The organism is Thiomonas sp. FB-6 (assembly GCF_000377645.1).
In the GTDB taxonomy this organism is placed as follows: Bacteria; Pseudomonadota; Gammaproteobacteria; order Burkholderiales; family Burkholderiaceae_C; genus Thiomonas_A.
In genome coordinates, this window is sequence record NZ_KB898473.1 from 1 (window position 1) to 20,857 (window position 20,857).

17 protein-coding genes are annotated in these 20,857 nt (G+C 68.7%); 3 read left to right on the top strand and 14 right to left on the bottom strand.

The window, feature by feature from the left end; genetic code table 11:
* Positions 1 to 3,260 (bottom strand): non-ribosomal peptide synthetase (locus D466_RS20595; RefSeq protein WP_018912580.1); only part of this gene is annotated, 3,260 nt, incomplete at its 3' end.
* A 164-nt stretch (positions 3,261 to 3,424) separates the two neighbouring features.
* On the opposite strand from D466_RS20595, the gene tgt reads away from it, so the two are divergent.
* The gene (gene tgt / locus D466_RS0104855; RefSeq protein WP_018912581.1) at positions 3,425 to 4,567 is read left to right on the top strand and encodes a tRNA guanosine(34) transglycosylase Tgt; all 1,143 of its coding nucleotides are present in this window, start codon (positions 3,425 to 3,427) and stop codon (positions 4,565 to 4,567) included.
* Here tgt and D466_RS0104860 read toward each other — a convergent pair whose 3' ends face one another.
* The 7 genes from D466_RS0104860 to D466_RS0104890 are packed head-to-tail and all read right to left on the bottom strand — an operon-like array spanning position 4,568 to position 13,577.
* Positions 4,568 to 5,908: an MFS transporter gene (locus D466_RS0104860; protein ID WP_018912582.1), complete on the bottom strand. Its 1,341-nt coding sequence runs from the start codon at positions 5,906 to 5,908 to the stop codon at positions 4,568 to 4,570. It lies immediately after the preceding gene.
* Between the two features lie 2 nt (positions 5,909 to 5,910).
* Entirely contained in the window at positions 5,911 to 7,713 is a 1,803-nt protein-coding gene (locus D466_RS0104865; RefSeq protein WP_156004026.1) for a serine aminopeptidase domain-containing protein, read from the bottom strand.
* A complete protein-coding gene (locus tag D466_RS20600; protein WP_018912584.1) occupies positions 7,706 to 10,198 on the bottom strand; it encodes a hypothetical protein in 2,493 nt (830 codons plus the stop codon). Before D466_RS20600 ends, D466_RS0104865 begins: the two co-directional genes overlap by 8 nt.
* A 9-nt stretch (positions 10,199 to 10,207) precedes the next feature.
* Positions 10,208 to 11,176, bottom strand: a complete 969-nt coding sequence (locus D466_RS0104875; RefSeq protein ID WP_018912585.1) for a DUF1839 family protein — start codon at positions 11,174 to 11,176, stop codon at positions 10,208 to 10,210.
* A gap of 30 nt (positions 11,177 to 11,206) precedes the next feature.
* Entirely contained in the window at positions 11,207 to 12,145 is a 939-nt protein-coding gene (locus D466_RS0104880; RefSeq protein WP_018912586.1) for an amino acid--[acyl-carrier-protein] ligase, read from the bottom strand.
* Positions 12,138 to 13,322, bottom strand: coding sequence for an acyl-CoA dehydrogenase family protein (locus D466_RS0104885; RefSeq protein ID WP_018912587.1), 1,185 nt, complete (start codon positions 13,320 to 13,322; stop codon positions 12,138 to 12,140). The genes D466_RS0104880 and D466_RS0104885 overlap by 8 nt, the downstream gene beginning before the upstream one ends.
* Positions 13,323 to 13,334: 12 nt before the next feature.
* Positions 13,335 to 13,577, bottom strand: coding sequence for an acyl carrier protein (locus D466_RS0104890; protein ID WP_038165334.1), 243 nt, complete (start codon positions 13,575 to 13,577; stop codon positions 13,335 to 13,337).
* Between the two features lie 99 nt (positions 13,578 to 13,676).
* On the opposite strand from D466_RS0104890, the gene thpR reads away from it, so the two are divergent.
* Entirely contained in the window at positions 13,677 to 14,222 is a 546-nt protein-coding gene (thpR, locus tag D466_RS20605; RefSeq protein WP_018912589.1) for an RNA 2',3'-cyclic phosphodiesterase, read from the top strand.
* Positions 14,223 to 14,237: 15 nt separating this feature from the next.
* Here thpR and D466_RS20610 read toward each other — a convergent pair whose 3' ends face one another.
* From D466_RS20610 to D466_RS0104915, 4 genes are read right to left on the bottom strand one after another with little or no spacing between them, the layout of a single operon-like run.
* On the bottom strand, positions 14,238 to 14,990 hold the full coding sequence (locus D466_RS20610; protein ID WP_018912590.1) for a 4'-phosphopantetheinyl transferase superfamily protein: 753 nt from the start codon (positions 14,988 to 14,990) through the stop codon (positions 14,238 to 14,240).
* Positions 14,991 to 15,024: 34 nt separating this feature from the next.
* Positions 15,025 to 15,552, bottom strand: coding sequence for an LEA type 2 family protein (locus D466_RS0104905; RefSeq protein ID WP_081629821.1), 528 nt, complete (start codon positions 15,550 to 15,552; stop codon positions 15,025 to 15,027).
* Positions 15,539 to 16,087, bottom strand: coding sequence for an adenine phosphoribosyltransferase (locus D466_RS0104910; RefSeq protein WP_018912592.1), 549 nt, complete (start codon positions 16,085 to 16,087; stop codon positions 15,539 to 15,541). Before D466_RS0104910 ends, D466_RS0104905 begins: the two co-directional genes overlap by 14 nt.
* 32 nt (positions 16,088 to 16,119) lie before the next feature.
* On the bottom strand, positions 16,120 to 16,947 hold the full coding sequence (locus tag D466_RS0104915; RefSeq protein WP_018912593.1) for a hypothetical protein: 828 nt from the start codon (positions 16,945 to 16,947) through the stop codon (positions 16,120 to 16,122).
* A gap of 206 nt (positions 16,948 to 17,153) precedes the next feature.
* Here D466_RS0104915 and D466_RS0104920 point away from each other — a divergent pair, with 206 nt between their 5' ends.
* Complete coding sequence (locus tag D466_RS0104920) at positions 17,154 to 18,086, top strand: polysaccharide deacetylase family protein (RefSeq protein WP_018912594.1); 933 nt, start codon at positions 17,154 to 17,156, stop codon at positions 18,084 to 18,086.
* 22 nt (positions 18,087 to 18,108) lie between these two features.
* Here the strand turns inward: D466_RS0104920 and D466_RS0104925 are convergent, their stop codons facing one another.
* Both D466_RS0104925 and D466_RS0104930 read right to left on the bottom strand, forming a co-directional pair.
* Positions 18,109 to 19,635, bottom strand: coding sequence for a lipopolysaccharide biosynthesis protein (locus D466_RS0104925; protein WP_018912595.1), 1,527 nt, complete (start codon positions 19,633 to 19,635; stop codon positions 18,109 to 18,111).
* Positions 19,632 to 20,789, bottom strand: coding sequence for a glycosyltransferase family 4 protein (locus D466_RS0104930; RefSeq protein ID WP_051083681.1), 1,158 nt, complete (start codon positions 20,787 to 20,789; stop codon positions 19,632 to 19,634). The genes D466_RS0104925 and D466_RS0104930 overlap by 4 nt, the downstream gene beginning before the upstream one ends.
* Between the last annotated feature and the right edge of the window lie 68 nt (positions 20,790 to 20,857).

Below are 20,857 nucleotides of genomic sequence, written 5' to 3' on the forward strand. Positions count from 1 at the left end.
AGCGGTCCGCCGCGGTCGACCGCGGTCATCGCCTCGGTCGACCACTGCGGCCAGTTGCCCTCGAGCACCTCCGCCAGCCCGGCGATGGTCGGATGGTCGAACATGGTCGACAGCGGCACGTCCACACCGAAGGTGCTGCGCACCCGCGACACCACCAGGGTCGCACTCAGCGAATCCCCCCCAAGCTCGAAAAAATTCGAGCGCGTTCCGATAGTCTTCGCCTTGCTCAGCACCCCTCGCCAGATCTCCAGCAGCGTAGCCTCCACGCCGCTGCGCGGCCCCGAGCTGTCCGGCTCCCGCGCCTCGAAACTCGGCTCCGGCAGCGCGCGGCGGTCGAGCTTGCCGTTGGGCAGGCGCGGCAACGCGTCCAGCGCCACGAAGGCCGCCGGCACCATGTAGGCAGGTAGCCCCGCCGCCAGTTCGGCGCGCAGATCGTCGATCCCGCCCCCCGGGGCCACGACATAGGCCACCAGCGCCAGGGCCTGCGCCTGCCCGTGGGTCACCACCGCAGCCTCGCGCACCCCGGCGCAGGCATACAACGCGGCCTCGATCTCGCCCAGCTCGACGCGCTGACCACGCAGCTTGACCTGCGTGTCCAGGCGCCCGAGGAACTCCAGGCGCCCATCGGCCAGCCAACGCACCCGGTCGCCGGTGCGGTACAGCCTGCCGCCCGCATGCCACGGGTCGTCCACGAAGCGTTCGGCCGTCAACTCCGGGCGCTTGAGGTAACCCCTGCCCACCCCGACGCCCCCGACGGAAAGTTCCCCGGCCACCCCGCAGGGCAGCGGGCGCCCTCTGTCGTCGAGTACGTACAGCTTCACGTTGGCCGTCGGTCGCCCGATCGGCACGATGGCCCGCGGCTCCAGCGGCAGCGCCACCTCCTGCCACGCGCTGTCGCAGCTCGCCTCGCTGGGGCCGTAGAAATTGCCCAGCCTGACCCCGGGAAAGGCATGCAGGAACTGCCCGGCCAGATCGCTGTCCAGCGCCTCGCCTCCGCACAACATGTAGCGCAACGGGACCGGCGCGCGGAACCCCGGCGCCGCCAGCAGCGCGCGCAGCAGCGACGGCACGAGCGTGAGAATCGTGATTCCGCGGCGGCCGACCTCCAGCGCCAGCGCGTCGACATCGCGCTCCAGCCCCGGCGGCGGCAGCACCAAGGTCGCACCGAAGGCCAGCGTGCCCAGGATCTGCCAGATCGACGGATCGAAGCTGATCGACGTCGATTGCAGAACCCGGTCCTCGGAACGAAAGCCGAGTACCCGATGGTGGTACCACAGCAGGTCGTTGGCCAGCCCCCGCTGCAGGTTCATCGCTCCCTTGGGCCGCCCCGTCGAGCCCGACGTGAAGATCACGTAGGCCAGGTCTTGCGGGCCCGCCTCGTCGGCCAGGCGCTCCACCGCCCCCTCGGGCACCGGGCCGCCGTCGGCCTCGACCACCAGCACCCGTGCCGACGGCGCCAGTTCGGCGAACATCCGCGCACTACCCGCATCGCTCAACAGCACCGGCGCGTCCGCGTCCTCCAGCATCTGGCGCAGGCGCTGCGCCGGGTAGTCGGGGTCCAGCGGCATGAAGGCCCCGCCCGCCTTCACGACGGCCAGCAGACCCACCACCAGCCCGAAGCCGCGCCGCATGCCCAGCCCGACGATCACCTCCGGTCCCACACCGGCCGCGCGCAGACGCACCGCCCAATGCTCCGACAGGCGGTCGAGCTCGAGGTACGACATCGACGCATCGCCGAACACCAGCGCCGTCGCCTCCGGCACGGCATCGGCACGCGCACGCAGCCACGACGCGACGCCTCCTTCGATCCGGTAGTCCACCTCGCTGGCGTTCCAGGTCGACAGCACCTGCTCGCGCTCCGCCGCGTCGTACCAGGCCAACTCCCCGATCGGCGTCTCGGGCGACGCCACTACCGAGCGCAGCAACACGTCGAAGCGCCGCGCCATGCGCTCGACCATCGCTTCGTCAAAAAGATCCGTGCGGTACTGCCACATCCCCGTCGCGCCACCGTGCTCGTGCTCCTCGACCTCGAGCATGAGGTCAAGATTGGTGTGAAGCAGCGGCAACATGAGCGCTGAACATGCAAGGCTTGGCAGCTTCAAGTCCCAGCGGTCAGGCAGATTCTCGAACGAGAAATAGGCCTGGTACACCGGATTGCGCTCGAAACTCCGATCGGTCACCGTGTCGGCGACCACCTTCTCGAAGGGATAGTCCGAATGTTCGATTGCGGCCCGTATCTTGGCGTCGGCCGCGCGCAGGAGCAGGTCGAAGCCCATGCCGTCGAAGCCCTGTGGCAATCGAATCGCCAGCGTGTTGATGAACATGCCCACCGTGTCGCGCAGCGCGGGGTCCTTGCGCCCGCCCACGGGGATTCCGACCGCGAAATCGGACTGCGAGGCCATGCGCGCCAGCAGCACCTGGAACAGCGCCAGCCAGGCCCGGAAGCGGCTGGTGCCCGACGCGCGCGCCAGTCCCCGCAAGCCCTCGACCAGCCCGGCGTCGATTTCGACACGCACGAATCCCGCCTGGAAATCCGACTTCACCGCCCGCGGTCGATCCGTCGCGAGCTGCAGGTCCTGCACCCCTGCGAGTTCCTCGCGCCAATAGCCGCGCTGCGATTCCCAGGCCTCGCCTGCCGCCACGGCGCGCTGCCGGCGTGCCGCGTCCAACAGGGTAGCCGGGGCGGGCGGCAATCCCGACGCATCCCCGCCGGCGCCATAGATCGACACCAGTTCCCGGTGCAGGATGCCCATCGACAGGCCATCCGAAACCAGGTGGTGCGCGCGCAGCGCGAGGATCGTCGCGCCGTCGCCGAGCTCGATGCACAGCGCGCGCAACGGCAATTCGCGATCGACCCGGAAAGGCTGTCCGACCCGTTCGGCAATCTGCCGCGCCAGAGTCCGCTCGTCCGGCTGCGAGGGCGGCCCCGCCATGCGCAGCAACTGAAAGCGCTGCGCAGCCTCCTCCGGCTCCAGCACGCATTGCACCGGTCCATCGTCGGTGTTGACGAACAGGGTGCGCAAGGCCGCGTGTCGCCGCACCAGGGCGCGCAGTGCGGCCTCGAGGCGCGCGAGATCCAGGCCAGCTTCGACCCGGAAGGTTGACTGGACGATGTAGGCCTGATCGGCTCCGGAGAGCTGGTTCAGGAACCACATCGCCTCCTGCCCGAGGGACAGCGGACCGCGGTCCTGGAACCAGGGGGACGTTTCGGGGGTCGAGCCCTCGCTCGGGACATCGGTGGCATGCGAGAACATTTGCATCAGGAGACCTGCATTTATGCGGTTGGCGACACGCGGATCACATCCTAGGCGAGCGACACGGGCCGGCAACCCCGAAAACGGGGCATGCCGGCCGGAACGTGCAAAATGTCTCACGGGTGAAGCGACAATTCAGCATCCCTCCGGCGCACCCCGCTCCCGCACGCATGCTCGAATTCACCCTCCATCACACCCGCGACCGCGCGCGCCGCGGCACGCTGACCCTGCGTCACGGCAGCGTACAGACTCCCCAGTTCATGCCGGTCGGCACCTACGGCTCGGTCAAGGGGATCACCCCGGCCGGCCTGCGTGAGGCCGGGGCCGAGATCATCCTGGGCAATACCTTCCATCTGTGGCTGCGCCCCGGTCTGGAAGTCGTCAAGCGCTTCGGCGGGCTGCACCGTTTCATCGGCTGGGAGCGACCGATCCTCACCGACAGCGGCGGCTTCCAGGTCTGGAGCCTGGGAGACCTGCGCAAGATCTCCGAGCAGGGCGTGCGCTTCGCCTCCCCGGTCAACGGCGACAAGCTTCTGCTCACGCCGGAGGTGAGCATGCAGATCCAGACCGTGCTGGACTCGGACATCGTCATGCAGTTCGACGAATGCACGCCCTACGACATCGGGCGCGGCGAATCGCGTCGACTGACCACCGAGGCTGAAGCACGCGCCTCGATGGAGCTCTCGTTGCGCTGGGCTGAACGCTGCCGCGACGAGTTCCAGCGTCTGGCGAATCCCAACGCCCTGTTCGGCATCAATCAGGGCGGCATGTACCTGAACCTGCGCGAGGCCTCGCTCGAAGGCCTGCTGGGGCTGGACTTCCCCGGCTATGCGATCGGCGGGCTCAGCGTCGGCGAGCCCAAGGAGGAGATGCTGCGCGTGCTGGACCACGTGGCCCCTCTGCTGCCCGCGCAGCGCCCGCGCTACCTGATGGGCGTGGGCACGCCCGAGGACCTGGTGCGAGGCGTGGAAGCCGGCATCGACCTGTTCGACTGCGTGATGCCCACGCGCAACGCCCGCAACGGCCACCTGTTCACGCGCTGGGGAGACCTGCGCATCCGCAACGCGCGCTATCGCGAGGACCCGCGGCCGCTGGACGAGGATTGCGCCTGCCCCGCCTGCCGGGGCTTCTCGCGCGCCTACCTGCACCACCTGGACCGCTGCGGGGAAATGCTGTTTCCCATGCTCGCCACCGCGCACAACCTGCACTACTACCTCGAGCTCATGCGCGGCATGCGCCAGGCGCTGGACGAGGACCGCTTCGAGGAATTCACGCGGCGCTTTCGCGAGCAACGCGCGCGCGGCATCGACTGATCAGGCCTGGTGCGGCTCGCGCCGTAACCAGGCCACGAAGCGCTGTCCGTACACCGGCTGGCGCCACAGCAGCCACGCGGCCGCCACCAGGTTGAGCAGCGCGATGCTCAGCAACAGCACCGGCACCGCCACTCCGAAGGCCAGCAAGGCTGCGCAATAGCCGGTGCACACGATCATGTACAGCGCGTTGAGGATGTTGTTGGCCGCGATCACGCGGGCCCTATGGCTGGCCGGCGTGTGCTGCTGGATCAAGGCGTACAGCGGAACGCTGTAGACCCCGGCGCTGGCGGAAAGCCCGAACAGATCGGCCATCACCCGCCAATGCGAGGGCCGGGCGACGAAAGCCCCGACCCCCAGCAAGGGCCCGGCAGGCGCCATGGAGTGGGCGCTGAGGTACAGGTCCACGCCGAAGAGGCTCATGCCGATCGCCCCCAGCGGGACCAGGCCGGGCTCGATGCGCCCGCGCGCCAGCCATTCGCATGCCAGCGAGCCCAGGCCCACCCCCACCGAGAACACCACCAGCAACAGCGAGGCCACCTGCTCGTTGCCGCCGAGCACGTCTTTCGCGAACACCGGGAACTGGGTGAGGAACGCCACGCCGTAGAACCACATCCAGGAAATCGCCAGCAGAGCCTGCAGCAGCACCCGGTCGCGCGCGGCCAGCCGCAGATTGGCCAGGGTTTCGCGCAACGGATTCCAGCGCACCCGCAATTGCGGATCCAGTGCCGGCGTGGGGGGAATGCGCCGCGATGCCGCCCAACCCGCCAAGGCCACGAGCAGGCAGGCGCCACCGGCCAGCCACGGCCCCTGGCGCATGCTCATCAGCAGGCCACCCACCAGATTGCCGAGCAGGATGGCCACGAAGGTGCCCATTTCGGTCATGCCGTTGCCGCCGGTCAGTTCGGCCGGGGACAAGTGCTGAGGCAGGTAGGCGTACTTCGCCGGACCGAACACGCTGGAGTGCATGCCCATGCCGAAGGCGCAGGCCAGCAAGGCCCCCAGGTTGCCGGTGGCGAAACCCCATAGCGCCAGCGCCATGATGCCGATCTCCAGCAGCTTGACTGCGCGCATCAGCCGGTCCTTCGGCCACTTGTCGGCCAGTTGCCCACTGGTGGCCGAGAACAGCACGAAGGGCAGGATGTACAACGCCGCGATCAGGTTGACCATCAGCCCCGGCGACAACGCGGCACTCGCCTGCGCGCGGTAGGTCACCAGCACCGTGAAGGCGAACTTGAACAGGTTGTCGTTCGCGGCGCCCCCGAACTGGGTCCAGAAAAAGGGCGCGAAGCGGCGTTGGCGCAGCAGCGCGAACTGGTTCGGAGCCGCGGTAGTTTGCGACATGGTCAGCGCGTACGAAGGGTTTCCACGAAGGCCACGAAAGCCCGGAAAAGACGCTGCTTGGCGGCTTCGGTGGTGAAGGTGTGATCGCAATCGTCGAGCGTGAATACCTGGATCGCCGACGCACGCTGACCAGCCGCGACCTCGCGCGGCGACTCCTGCCGCAACAACAGGTAGCCGGGTTCGGCATGTCCGACGAACAATCCGACCGCGACCTGCCCGGCCCGAAGCCGCCGCAGGCCCTGTCCGATCACATTGGGCTCCGCCAGTCCGAGGCGCCGCCCGATGTCCTGCAAGACCGCTCTCAGCACGGAGAGCGCGCGGCCCGTCAGCACCTTGAAGGCCGCGGCCAGGTCCACTTGCAGCGTGAGCACCTTTTTCCACTTGGCCCAGCTGCGCATGGACCGGCGATAGCGCAGGGCCTCCGCGGCTTCCAGTCCGATGCTCTTGCCCCCAAGCGGCCGACGCCCGATCACCAGGGGATTGATCATCGCGACCGCCCGCAAGCCTCGCGCCCGCGGCTCGATGGCCCCCTGCAGGGCCCAGTAGGCCCCCGAACACAAGCCGGCCAGAACCAGGTCCCGGAATCCATGTCGATCCTGGATGTCGTCCAGCATATCCATGACGTCATGCAGGCAGGCGGCCGCGTAACAGTCATTCTCGTCGGGCACGCCGGCGACGATCCCGTCACCCAGCATGGACAGATCGACACGCACGCTGGGGACCCCCGCGCGGGCCAACTCGCGCGCCAGCCTTGCATAGAGGCGCCCGGGGCCCGTGTGATGCACCGCGCCGGCGTTGAGCAGCAGCACCAGCGGCGCGACAGCGTGATCCACGGCCGGCTCGCAAAGCACGCTCGGCAGACGACGTGCCGTGCCGAGCATCAGGCGCCGCTCCCGGTAAACCCCATTGCGCAGTTCGGTCGCGCCACCCGCAGGGCCCGGGCCAGGGAGAGCGCCGATTTGCGAATGTCCAGAGTCCGGCGGGACCCTGGCTTGTGCGGCCATCCAGTCACAGAGGTCGTCGACCGCCGCCCAGGGCACTTCGGCATCCTGCGGGCGATCGAACATGGCGGGGTAGCCGGCGAAGGCCAGGAGGTCGGGTTCGATCCCCATGTCGCGCAAGGATTCACGCAACTTCTCGTCCCGCGCCACGTCGTCGCGCTCGAACAGCAGAATCCGGCGCACGCCGCCTAGATCCCAGTCCTGCGTGCGCATCGCGGCGACCGCCTCGACAAAGGCAGGGTCAAGCAGATGACCGGCGACGCCGACCCGCGCGTCGTCGCCGGAATGCCTGGACCCCAGGGCTGCCACGGCACGCAGTTCGCGCGCGTAGGCTCGCCCGTTGGCCACCGGCGCCCACAAGGCGATCCACCGTGCGCCGGCCCGTGCGGCCGCCATGCCCGCGACGGCAGCACCGAAGCGCAGACCGATCAATCCCACATGCGAACAACCGAACTGCTCTCTCAGGAAGCTTGCCGCCCGTACGACTGCGCCAACCCAGTCGTCCAGCCGCGCATGGTCCGGATCCTCGCCCTCGGAATCACCGGCTCCCGGATAGTCGAAGCGCAGAACGACCATTCCACGCCGCGCCAATCCGTCGGCAAGATGGAGCAGACAGCGGTGCGTGCATTCCTCCTCCGCGCCCAACGGAGCACAGATCACGACCCCAATGGCTCCACCGGTTCCATGCAACCACCCCGCGCAGCGATGCGGCGCCTCCCCGAAAAGCACAGGTACGCGCGGCACGACGGCGACATCCCGCCGGGAGGCTTCGCTGGGCCTCGGGGCCAAGGCGGGCTCAGGCATCGCGCAACGTCACGGAGTGGCGCAGGTTCGCAGCGCTGCAGTGCACCCTTCCGCGGGGCGTACCGGCGCCGGCGCGCAGGCGCACGGTGCGCTCGATTCCCGGCGCAAGATGGAAGGCGTCGTCGTCGGGCTCATACCCGGGGGCGTCGATCTCCACGCCCAGCAGCAGTTCGTCGGACTGGAGGTGCAGGCAGCGATCGGCGCCATCGGCGACCATATGGAGCCGTGGCTCCATGGCGACAGGCTCCACGCGCATGCCCTGGGGGAAATGAAAGGCCTCGGACACGAGCACCCCGTCGCTGCCGATCAGGCGAGCGACCACCGCATCGTGGGACGGCGGGCCGAAGCGATAGGCATGGTTGATGTCGACGAAGTGCCCGAACAGCTCCGCCGTGCCCAGGCGCACGTACCCCGCGGACTCCACGCGCATCCTGTGCTCGGCACGGAGCGTGCGGATGCGCCCCGCCTGCCAGAGCTCCACGACCAGCGTGGCCTCGAGAACTTCCGGACGGTCGTTGAACACCAGGAAATCGCAGCCTTCGAGTCCGCGATCGTCGATCAGCAGCGCCCGCGGCGCGAGACAGCGCTTGAGCGCCCAATACGCCGGCTTGGGACGCGCGGCGGAGTCCAGCACCCCCCAGCCGGCGCCTTGCGCCAGGTCGCGCAGCCACCACACCAGGCCCCCCTGGCATCCTGAATCGGGAGCCCGCCACGCGGTGAACACCCGCGCCATGAGCTCGCCGCTGACCAGGCCCGACCAGCGCAGGTAGGCCTGCGGATCGACCATGCGCATCTCGCGCGGGTCGGCGCGCACCAGTTCCGGGAAATAGTGGTCGCGAACGTCCTCGAAATCCCAGCCCGCGCCGGCGTCGCGGGGCACCCCCGCCTTCCAGCGGGGATCGTGCGCGCGCAGGGCGCCCAGCCCCGAGCGTTCCAGTGCCACCTGCGCCGGCACGTTGGACAGGCCCAGGCATTCCGCGGCCAGTCGCACCTTCGCCAGGCGCGCATCCGACAGGGGTCGCCGGTAGGCACCCACGCCGTAGTAGTGGCTGACCCCCGACGACACATGAAACGGCAGCGCACCGCCGGAGGGCGACGATCGCACCCAGGCACTGGCCGGAAGCATGTGCGCGTGCATGCGCTGCAGTTCCCGGGAATGGAAGGGGTGGCTCCAGGAGTCCCTCGGAAGGCCCATCATCGCCGCCTGCTGCTCGACCTCGCTGCCGCCACACACCACCGCCAGGCAGGCGTGCCGCTCCAGCCTTCGCAGGGTCTCGCCCACCTCCGCGCGCGCCTCCTCCGCGAAACCCGGATCGTCGAAGGGGTAGTCCATGTTCGCGAACAGCAGGTCCTGCCACACCAGGATGCCCATGCGATCGCAGGCGGCATAGAACTCCTCGGACGCGTAGAGCCCGATTCCGACCACGCGCAGCATGTTCATGCCGGCCGCCACGACCCGCTCCAGGATGGTCTGCAGCGTGGCGGCGTCGGGATCGGGACGCCGCAAGTCGGCGGCTGTCCAGCAGGCGCCACGGACGAAAAGCGCGCGGCCATTGCAACGCACGGCCAGGGCGCCCTCGGGCTGATCGAGCTCGAAGGCCTTGAAACCGAGGCGTCCACCGTCGAGCGTCACGGCTCCTCGCGGCCCTTGCAGTTCGAGCACGCAGTCGTACAGGGCAGGAACTCCATGCGTGTGGGGCCACCAGGGATCGATTCCTTCCAGCTCGATGTCGTGAGGCTCGATCCCGTCGGCGCCCAGGTAGGCGCGATCGACGCTGCGCACGCAGGAGCCCACGCGCAGCACCACGCCCTCGCAGGCACCTCCCCCCAGCAGCGCCCAGCGGGCGCCTACGCGCAATACCGGGCGGCCGTCGCGCCAGCTCGGGGTGAGCTGCAGATCCTGCACGTCGATGGCGCGCAGGCCCTCCAGGTAGCAGGGGCGCCACGGCCCCACCATGTCGGAGCGAGGATTCCAGCTGGCGATGCGCCCCAGCAGGGTGGTGCGAAACCAGCGCAGGTTCTGCGCGTCCACCAGGGCGGTCTTCCAGCGTGGGCGCGGACGACGCGCGAGAAGCTCGGGCTCCAGCGCGGCGCACCGCAGGACCAGCTCGCGCGCACGGCCCGGCAGCGCAACCACGTGGCAGCGATGCATGTTGCGCGTTGCCGGCACGGCCGCGCCGTCGACCCAGATCTCCACCAGCGTGGCCAGGCCCTCGAAGCGCAGGCGCATGGCGTCGACGTCGTCCCAGGACGGCAACTCGCAACGGAACCACCAGTCGAAGGCGTCCAGGCCCTGTCCGGCCACCGTATCGCTGTCCAGCGCCGCGGCGACCGTGGTCGGCAGGCTGACCTCCTGCCAGCCCTGGGGCGGGAGATCGGCGGGCTCCCGGCAGGCGCCTGGCGCCGTGCGCAGCATGCACCACCCGGTGGCGAGCATCAGGCTCCGGTGCGCCTCGATATGGCGACTGGCCAGGGGCAGGCTCATCGGGCGCCCTCAGCCGTACCTTGCGCGCAGCGAGTCCATTGCAGCGCCCCAGCACTCGGCCATGCGGGCGATGACCTCGAGGCTCGGAGCGCGCTTGCGCGCCATGGCGCGCGCCAGCTGAAATTGAAAGGCCTTGCTGGACTCGGAGATTTCGCGCAAGGCCCGCGACGCGTCGTCCAGTCCGGGTACGCCCTGCCCACCCAGCCAGTCCAGGTAGCTGTGCGCCAGCTCGTAGCAGGCGCCGAACTGGCGCCAGGTCACGAACGCGTAGGTGTGGAAGGTCTCCATGTCGCCTTGCATCAGCCACGCGAGGTCGGCCTCGAAGCGAGGGCCGAAACTTTCGAAGGGGTTGCGATCGGGCAGTCGCCCCAGCTGGCGGCGCAGCAAGCCCAGCGAAGCCTCGCGCAGGTCCGGCCCGCGAAGCGGCTCGCGCCGCCGCTTGACGTACTCGATGTAGGGCGGAAGCATGCGCTCGTGCACCTGCTGCGTGGGCTGGAACACGGCGTCGAAGTCCTCGCCGCCCAGCTCGTGGTAGCCCTGGTTGTGGAAGTAGCCCATGCGCCGCGCATCGCGGTCCACCCGGTTCACCGCGACGGTGGACTTGACATGCGCCAGACGATAGGCCGTGCCCTGGGTGTCCGGCAGATAGAAGGAATCCATCTCCACGAGCACCGGCCGCCCCTGCCGAAGCTGCTCCTCCACATGCTCGAGCAGGGGGCGCCAGGGAGCCAGTTCCTCCACCTCCCACCCGTACAGCTGCTCCAGGTCGGCGTCGCGGAACTTGAAAAAGGTCCACTCGTCGCCTTCGAAATCGACACCCAGGGTGAAGGCCAGCGCGGCGCTGGGCTCGCAGCCCAGGCCGTGCAGCAGTTCGATGACCACGTCGGTGTAGCAGTTGGTCTCCGCCCAGATCCTGTCGGGACCGTGCAGGGCGTGGCGTCTGTAGGTGCCTGGATCCAGCGCAATGACCTGATGCATGGGATGGATGGACGCGGGAAGGCTGCCGGCTCAGCTCAGGCCGAGGCGATCGCGCACGGCCTGCGGCCAGCACGCCGGATCGAGGCCGTGGGTCTTCAGCAGCGCCAGGGTGATGCGCTCGAGGCCGAAGCCGACGCAGGAGGTATGCGCTGCCTGCTCGTCCGGCCCGAGGATGTCGAAATGCCGGCCGAAATGATCCAGGTGGCAATTGCACGAAGTCACTGCGGTGGGGTGCTCCTCCGAACAGATCGGAACCACCAGCTCGTACTTCAGCGCCTGCTCGAGCTGCGTGGCCTTCATGACCTTGCCGCCTCGACCGAAGAACGGGTCGTTGGCCAGCACGCTGGCCACCGGCAGACGCAGGGACTCGAGAAGCGCCACTCCGGTGCGAAGCCAGCGGTCGCGGTGCTCCAGCGCCTGCTCCGCCGTCCCCATGCGCACGAATTCCCGCTGGCGGAACATTTGCATGCGCGCCGGATCATCCGAAGGTTCGTGCCGGAACACGAAGGTCTCGAGATCCACCACGCGACCCTGGTCCGGAAGTCGAGATCCGGACGCGGTCGGGTACAAGGGATAGCAGGCTGCCGGAACCAGCATCGACTCGCCGGCGCGCAAATGCCCCGCCCAGTCGTCACCCGCATCGAGCTCGGCCAGCATCCCGCGATGCTCACGCTCGTCGCCGAAAAAGCAGTGCACCGAGCCGAGCAGATCCGGGAAATTGGCAATGTGATCCAGGCGTTGGTAGTGGGCCCGCGCGAACAGGGGCGGGAAGCGCATCACCTCGGCCTGCTGCCACGCGCCCTCGCGGCTCACCAGGTCCTCAATGCCCTGCACGATGCGCTCGAACACGCCGCTGCGCCCGTACAGACCGCGTACACCCAGCGGGATCAGCAGGCCGGCGTGGACCAGGCGTTCCTGGAAGCCGCGTTGCGCATCGGCGAGAGCAAGCTGGGAATGGCCGTCAGGCATCTTTGTGCACGATCTGCATCGCCGCGTTCAAGCCGAGCAGGCGATCGTTGTTCACCATGACCATCGTGCCGTAGGCGTCACGCAGGTGCCGGCCCAGGCTCACGTCCGAATCGTTGCGGTACGCGTTGATGCCGCCGATGATCATGGCGCGGCCCACGAGGTCGACCAGCAGGGTCGATGTGTTCAGTTTCAGATTGTTGACCCGGATGTTGAAACCGAAGTTTCCGAAGGCGTCGATGGGAGCGCTGCCCATCAGGCCCTGGTATTCGTCGAGCAATTGCGCCAGGCCCGCGCGCATGGTCTGCAGCACCATGTCCGCCTCGGCAAGACGCGTGGCCGCGATGGGCACCGTGTCCGGAGTCTTGCGCGCCTGGGCTCGCACCACACTGCGCGCCCGGTTCATGGAGTCGATGCCGATGCCGATCCACAGCGCGGACCAGACGAGGTGAGCCACCGGATGCATGGTTCGCGCGTGGATCTCGGCGTAGGGCACCGGCAGGATCTGCTCGCGCGAACCTCGACCATGCACGGTGAAACCGGAACTGCAGGTCCCGCGGAATCCCAGCGTGTCCCAGCCGCAGATGGGCTCGAGCTCCATGTCTTCCTTGAACAGCAGGACCTGCACCTGATCCCCGGGCGCGCTGCCGGCCTCGCGGCGCGCGGTCAGCAACAGCACGTCGGCGGCGTCCATGTAGGAAATCACCGGCGCCTTCTTGGTCACGCTGAACCGGTCGCCCTGCAGTTCCACCGCGCAGATGCTCGAACGCAGGTCGCCCCCGATGCCCACTTCCGTGGTGGCCGAGGCCAGCAGCCATTGGTGCTCGCACAGGCGCCGCGCGAATTCGGCGAAATAGCGCGAGCCCAGCGCGTGGTGGACGATGCACGCCACCTGGATCTGATGCATCGCGTACACCATCGCCGTCGCCGAGCAATACTGTCCGAGGATCTCGCACACCTTGACGATCTGGGGCAGGTCCAGGCCCATGCCCCCATGCTCCCTCGGGACATAGGCGCCCAGCAGGCGCGCCTCGCGCAGGGCCTCGAAGGCCTCGGCCGGAAAACGCGCATCGCGGTCGACCGCGGCGGCATGCGGCGCCAGCGCCTCGCGGCCGATGCGATGGGTCAGCGCCTGGAAATCGAGAATCCCCGGCTGCTCACTGACGGCGTGTACGTACATGGCGGCTCCCGCTTACGAGGCCTTGATCTCGTCGATGGATTCGGAGAGTGCTCGAATGCTTTCGAAGGTCTTGCGGCTCAACAGATGTTGCGGAAACTCGACATCGAAATGTTCCTCCAGCGCGAGCATCAGATTCACGGTGGTCAACGAAGTGAGACCGAGTTCATAAAGATTGGCGTCCGGCGTGATTTTTTCCGGATCACAGGACAAGCGCCCGTGCTGAAGCACGATTGTGCGAATCTGGTCGATGGACATGGTGAATTGATGCTGAATGGCAGCTTAGCAGTCTAAACCCCCGGTTTTGCAAATTCAGCGCGCGCCCCCGGACTTGGGGGGGCCATCTACACTCGCCTCATGTACGTCCCCGAGCCCGCATGGCGCCTGTTCTTCGCGCTGGACCCCTCGCCCGCGTTGCGCGAGCGCCTGGCCGCGCACTCCGGGCGCTGGGACTGGGACGCCCGCGCGCGCCCCACGGCCGCGCGCAGGCTGCACCTCACGCTGGTGTTCATGCCCCAGGTGGAGCCCGCCCGGGTGGGCGAACTGCTGCGGGTCGGCGCCGAGGCCGCCGCGGCGGGCCGGGGCTGCCAACTGCTGCTGGACCACGCCGAGGTCTGGCCGGCCGGCGGCATCGCGCATCTTTCGCCGTCGCGGATTCCCCCGGCGCTGCAGGCCCTGCACGATGCGCTGCTGGCCGGCGCGCTGGCCGCGGGCATGCCGGCCGACAGCCGGGCCTGGCGCCCGCACCTCACGCTGGGTCGCAAGGCGCGGCCGGAGCAGGCGCCCGGGAGCTTCGAGCCCCTGGCCTGGCAGGTGCGCGGCTTCTCGCTCCAGCGCTCGCGCCTGGGAAGCGGGCGCTACGAGGTGCTGGCCCGCTGGCGCCTCGGGTCCGAGCCGGCCTGAAGGCCCGGGCGGGCCTCAGCGCGCCAGCACGCCGGCGCCGTCGAGCTCGAAGCGCATGACCCGTCCGATGCCGCCGGCCACGGCCAGTGCGGCGCGGAAACCGGCCGGCACGCCCAGCGACACCAGCTCGAGTTCGCGCGCACCGATGCGCAGGCGCATCGGCTGCGGCTCCAGCCCGGCGTGCAGCTTGCGAGGCTCCAGGTTCAAGCCCAGGCCCACCGCTTTCAGGCAGGCCTCCTTGCGCGTCCAGCAGGTCACGAAGGGCTCGGCCTGCGCCCCGTCGGCCAGTGCGGCAAGCTGCTCCAGTTCGCGTGGGTCCAGCACGGCCGCGGCCAGGTCCGGGCCCGGCAGGTCCGGGCGCACGGCCTCGACGTCCACCCCCAGCTCGGCGGCCGTGCCCAGCGCCAGCAAGGCGAGCTCCTTGCTGTGGCTGAGGTTGAAATGCAGCCCGGCACGGGGCCCGACCAGGCGCGGCTTGCCCTGCGGCTCCTGAACGAACGCCGCCCGGGCCGGCTCGCAGCCCAGATAGGCACCGAGGATCGCCCGCAGTGCCACGTGCGCCCGCACGTAGCGCCTGGCGTCGTCGGAGTGCACGAAACGGCGCGCTCGCTCCAGCTCGGCTTCGTCCAGGCACTGCGAGGACGCTGCCGCAGGGGCTTGCAGATCGATGCACCAGACGTGCACGTCGCCACCCTGCGGCCAGGCCTGCGGCGGCAAGGCCTCCAGGCAGGCGGAGGAATCGTCGCGTTCGGCGCGAATCACCGGCATCGTGGGCTCCCGGGCGTGGGTTCGCGGCGCGCCGTCAACGCAGGCGCAAGGCCACTTCGCCCTGTTCGTGGAAGGGAACGCGCAGCAGGGTATGGCCCAGCTCCGCATCGCCGTCGAGCTGGTAGTGGACGAGGCCGTCGGGCGGCAACGCCGCCAGCACCTGCAGCAGCGCCGCCCCGTCCACGTCCACGCGCACGGGCACCTCGGCCATGCCATGGGGCGGCAGGTCCAGGTCGCCGGTGCTGTGGCCCTGCGCGGTGGCGGTGCCGTTGAAACTGCAGTGGAAGCGGATGTCGTCCAGCGACAGCTTCCACCCGCCCGGGTTGCGCACCTGCAGCACCAGATCGATGCGGGCCTGGTTGCCACGCAGTTCGATGCCGCGCACGGCCGCGATGCGCAGGCGGGGCCCCAAGGCCTGAGCGGCTGGCGCGGACGATGCCGCGGAAGCCGCCAGCTCGGGCGCGGACGCGGGCCCGGAGGCCGCGGCGCGTGCCGAGGGAGGGAGGGCCAGCGCCCCCAGGGTCAAGGCCAGCGCCCACGGGCGCGCGTCAATCCTGTGCATCGAAGCGAAGCAATGTGAACAGTTCCAGGCCGGCCTCGCGCAGCGCCGCGGAGCCCCCGAGCTCGGGCAGGTCGACGATCGCCGCGCCCTCGACCACGCTGGCGCCCAGGCGCTGCAGCAGCCGGTGCGCGGCGAGCATGGTGCCGCCGGTGGCGATGAGATCGTCGATCAGCAGCACACGCTGCCCGGCGCGCAGGGCGTCGCTGTGCACCTCCACGGTGGCGCTGCCGTACTCCAGCGCGTAGCTCTCCGAAAGGGTCTCGAAGGGCAGCTTACCCTTCTTGCGCACCGGCACGAAGCCCACGCCGAGCTCGAAGGCCACGACCGAACCGATGATGAAGCCGCGTGCGTCGATGCCGGCAACCACGTCGGGGCGCCTGGCCGGGTCCATGTAGCGCCAGACGAACTGGTCGACCAGCACACGCATGGCGCGCGCATCCAGCAGCAGCGGGGTGATGTCGCGGAATCGCACGCCCGGCTGGGGCCAGTCGGCGACGGTGCGGATGCGCGAGCGCAGGTAGGCCTCGATATCCATGGGCTGAGGAAGGAAAGGTGGAGAGGCGCGAGTCAGGCTTCGGGGTCCCGCGGCGCGGCAGGCGCGCCGGCGCCGAACACGTCATCGTAGGACGCGTAGGAGGCGCCGGAGATCATGGGCATGAGCACCAGCCAGCCCAGGCCCAGGGGAATGGTGGCGGCAATGCCCAGCGGAATCAGCAGCAGCGTGAACACCACCACGGCCCCGAGGTTGGCGAAAGCCGCGCGAGCCGACGTGCGTATCGCCTGCCAGGCCCCCAGCCCTCCCAGCGCGACCAGGGTGCCGACGAACCAGAATGCGACACTGCAGGCCATCAAGGCCAACACCATCAGCAGCCCGCCCAGGATTCCGGCACCCAGGCCCATGCCCATGCCGTGCATGAAGGCATCGGGAGAAACTTCCATCATGTGCCCGAAGGATTCCATGCGGGTCAGCCCGATCCCGAACAGCAGCAGGAGCAGCAGGCTCAGCACCAGCATCACCGCCAGGATCAGCAACATCACCAGCAGCGAGGCGAGCAGCAGGGAACCCAGGCGCGGCCACCAGCGGCGAGAGGATTCGCCCAGCGCACCCTCGTTGTCGGCCTCGACGGCCAGGCCCTCGGGCGTGATGCTTCGCGCGCGCGCCCAGCGCCGGCCCAGCACCGAGGCGAACACGGCCCCCAGCGTGAACAGGGGCATGCTCAGCCATTGCGCCAGCAGACCGCCCCTGGGCCCCGCCTTGTGCAGGATCACGGTCAGGATGATCAGCGCCACGCTCAGGCCCACCCAGGCCCAGGGCGCGCGCAGGAAGCTGCGCCAGCCTTGCGCCCACCAGGTGGCGCCGTGAGAAGCGGGGACGCGGCGGAAGGAGAGGTCCATGTTCGCTTGATCGTTCGGAGAAAGGGTCGCGTCGGCACGGTCGGATGCTTCGCCATGCCGGCCGCAGCGCACTCGCCCGGATTATTGAGCCTGCCGCTTGCCACCATGGACCCCCGGGAAATGGGTGATGCGCCCAAAGCCTTGGATTGCTCTAATCCCTGTCGGCACGCTACGCTCGGCGTCAGCCGGCCGGCGAGCCTCCTTTCATGACGCGTACCTACAAGAACACTCTGCACCGCGTGGCGCTGAACAGCGGCGTCTCCCGCTGGCTCGCCCGCCGCATCGAGGCCCCACGGATTATCACCCTGCACGGGGTTGGCGACGCCGGCTTTCCGTTGCAGGAATTCGTTCGCCTCATGGAATGGATGCGCGGCAATTTCCGCATATGTGCACTTTCGGATCTGATCGACGACATTCTGTCCCGCCGCCGTTCCGGCCCGGGCAGGGTTGCCATCACCTTCGACGACGGACTGCGCAACCAGGTCCGGGATGCGTATCCGGTGCTGCGCTCGCTGGGACTTTGCGCAACCGTGTTCGTCTGCCCCGGCCTCGTGGAACGCGGCCAGTGGCTCTGGAACCATGAGGCCCGTGCACGGCTTCGTCGCCTGAGCCCGGAGCAACTCCGGGATTTCGCCGACTCGATGTCGGCGCCGCGCAGCGACGTGGAACCCCTGGTCGAATGGATGAAGTCTCTTCGACGGGATCGGCGCGCCACCGTCGAGCAGGCACTGCGCGACCGAACGCCGAGTTTCCAGGCCAGCGCGCAGGAACACGACAGTTTCGACATCGTGTCCTGGGAAGAACTCGCGTCGCTGGACCCGGCCGTCATGGCGGTGGGCTCGCACACGCTCGACCATCCGATCCTGACGACCCTGGACGACGCCGAAGTCGTCCGTGAACTGGGGCAGAGCCGCAAGCTGCTCGAACAACGCCTGCAGCGCAGCGTGGATACCTTCTGCTATCCGAACGGCGCCTTCGATGCCCGGGTACGCGAGCTCACATCCAGGCATTACCGTGCCGCGCTATCCAGCGAGGACGGGGTGGTTCGCGAAGACGAGGATCCCTTTGCCATTCATCGCATTCCCGCCTCCCCCGACCTTCACCTGACCGCCTGGCGCATGCACCGCCCCGACGCCTGATCCCGGGGCCGATGCGCCGCCTTCAAGCTCCGCGCAGGCGCTCGAGGGCCTTGCGCGCCAGGCCGCGCGTACGGGCATCCACCAGCAGGAGCAGTCCGCCGTAGAGCAGCGCGCCACCGACGATCCGCAGCCCGATGCGTTCGAGCGAGTTGACGGGGTCGATACGACTCGTCACGGCGTACATCGCGCCCGACATGAGCGCGAACTTGAGCAGGTCGGACCACGGTACGCGCAGGGATACGGTTCCCCTGCCGAAGAATCCGGTGAGCACCGTGTAGACCGTCAAGCTGCACAGCGTGGCCAGCGCGGCCCCCTCGATGCCGATGCGCCGGGTGAGAACCGCGGTAAGCACCAGGTTCACCGCGGAAGCGGTGAACACCGAGTACATGACGACCCGTGTGAGCTTGTTGATGTAGATTCCGGCGCTGAAAATCGGGGTCCCGCCGGCGACCAGCATTCCGCTGACGATATAGACGAACAGCGAGGTACTGACGGCATATCGATCCGACGCCAGCAGTCGCAGCAGATCCGGCGCCACGACCGCCATGCCGGCCACGATCGGGAAGGCCAGCATCAGGTAGTAGTGCAGCGCATGCTGGAGAAACTCCTCCGTCCTGGCGCGCCCCTGAGCCTCCCACATGCGCAGATACATAGGTACGACCGCCTGTGCGAAGGCGCCGGTCAGCACGCCCTGGAGATAGTCGCAGAAATTGTAGGCGGCGGAATATGAACCCAGGGGCCCGGGACCGAGTTCGAAATTGATGATGTAGCGCCCCCCCATGCTCAGCAGGAGTCCGGACAGTTCACTGGCCAGCAAGGGCAGCCCGAAACCCAGCATGGCGAGAAACAGCGGGCGTGAGAACCTGGAGGGGGAGAAGGCGTCGCGCCGGGCGTAATAGGCGATCAGCAGTCCGGTGGCGACGGCTTCGCTCACCAGGGTGGCGAGGAAGAACCCCCACAGGTTGCGCGCCACCGTGAACAGCACGCCGACGACGAAAGCCAGGCCCAGGTATTTGCGGATAACGGCATAGAAGCTGTACAAGCCGCTCTTCTGTTCGGCGCGCAGGAGATTCAGCATCGCACTGTCGAGCACCCGCACCAGGATCAGGGGCGAGACCGCGGCGATCAGGTACTGGATGCCTCCGTGCCCCCACCAGCGCGCCGGCATGACGGCGAACACCAGGGCGCTCAGGGCACTGGCGACCATGCCGACCCCGAGCATGCCGAACAGCACGGTCGAGAAGAACCCTACACGGTCTCCACCCCGCTTGCCTCCCTCGATTTCCGCGTAGAAACGCACGACCGACTGCTGCAGGCCGAGTTTGCCGACCCCGACCAGAAAGCCCAGCGTGACGTTGACCAGCCCCAGCATGCCGTATTCCGCGACCGTGAAGGTACGCGTGAAGATCGGAAAGGAGACCATGCTGGCCAGCGTGATCAGCAAGGTGCCCGCAGAATAGTTGGAGGTATGACGAAGCAGTCGCCATAGGCCGCCCACGTGGGAGGCCTTGTGCGCCGGCACGCCCTGCGGCGCTTCCGGGGACGTCATGACGAGCGCCCCTGGTACACCCCGACCAGCAGCGCGAGCACTCGATCGGGGGCGAAGCCCTGCTCGACCGACAGCCGCGCGTGGCGCCCGAGTCGCGCCCGAAGCTCGGGCTCGTCGAGCAGTTTCTGGATCGCGGCGCCAAGCGCGGCAACGTCCTCGGCGTCCACCAGGAGGCCGGAATGTTCGTGCTCGATCACGTCCTCGTGCCCGCTGATGCGCGTGGCGACGACGGGCAGTTGCGCCGCCATCGCCTCCAGCACCGCATTGGGCAGGCCCTCCTGGCGCGAGGCCTGGACGTAGATGACCGCCTCTCGGAGCAGGGGCGCGACATCCGCCAGCATGCCGGGGAAGTCGACGGAATCGGAAACACCGAGACGTACGGCCAGTTCGCGCAGTGCCGCGTGTTCGGGGCCGTCTCCCGCCAGGACGAGGCGAGCGTGGCCACGGCGCGGCAGCAGGCTCCAGGCCCGCAGCAGGATGTCCAGGCCCTTGACGGCGACATGCCGGCCCGCGAACACCACCTTGGGGGGCTCGCGGACTTCGGAACGGTTGCCGACAAAGCGCCCGCAATCGACGGCATTGGGAATGCGATGCAGCCGCCCCGGAGGGTAGCCGGCCTCGCGCAGCATGGTCAGGGTGTGATGGCTGATGCACTGGAAGGCGTCCAGCCTGCGGGCGCCCGCGTTGAGCAGCCGATGCTTGATCTTGTTGCGCAGTCCCGGGTCGAGCAGCCCGCCGTCGAATTCCGCCGCCCCGGAGACCTTGACCACGACCGGCACGCGCAGCCAGGGCTTCAACCATCCGATGGCGGCCGCCAGGTTGTGCATCATGTGGACATGGATGGCGTCGAAGCGGGTTCGATGCCCGTACAGCCACGCCGCCACACGGAAGTTCAGCCAGAGAGCCCCGAGCCCCTTGACTCGCGGATACCCCAGGCGGCGTACCTCGATGCCGTCGACCTCCTCGCGTGCCAGTTGGCGTCGATCGAGGCGCGGCGCGAGGATACGCACGGAATGTCCCGCCGCCACGAACTCCCGCGCCAGCAGCCGCGCCTGCATCTCGGCGCCGCCGGTCGCCGGATAGCGACCGTCGATCACGAAAAGCAGGCGCAGGCAAGACTCTGGAGACTTCGGACGAGGATCGGCGGCAGCCATGCGAAAAGGAGGACCAGCGAACGGGTCAACTGCGCAGCCTAGCTTTCGGTGCGGGCTGCGGCCATCCC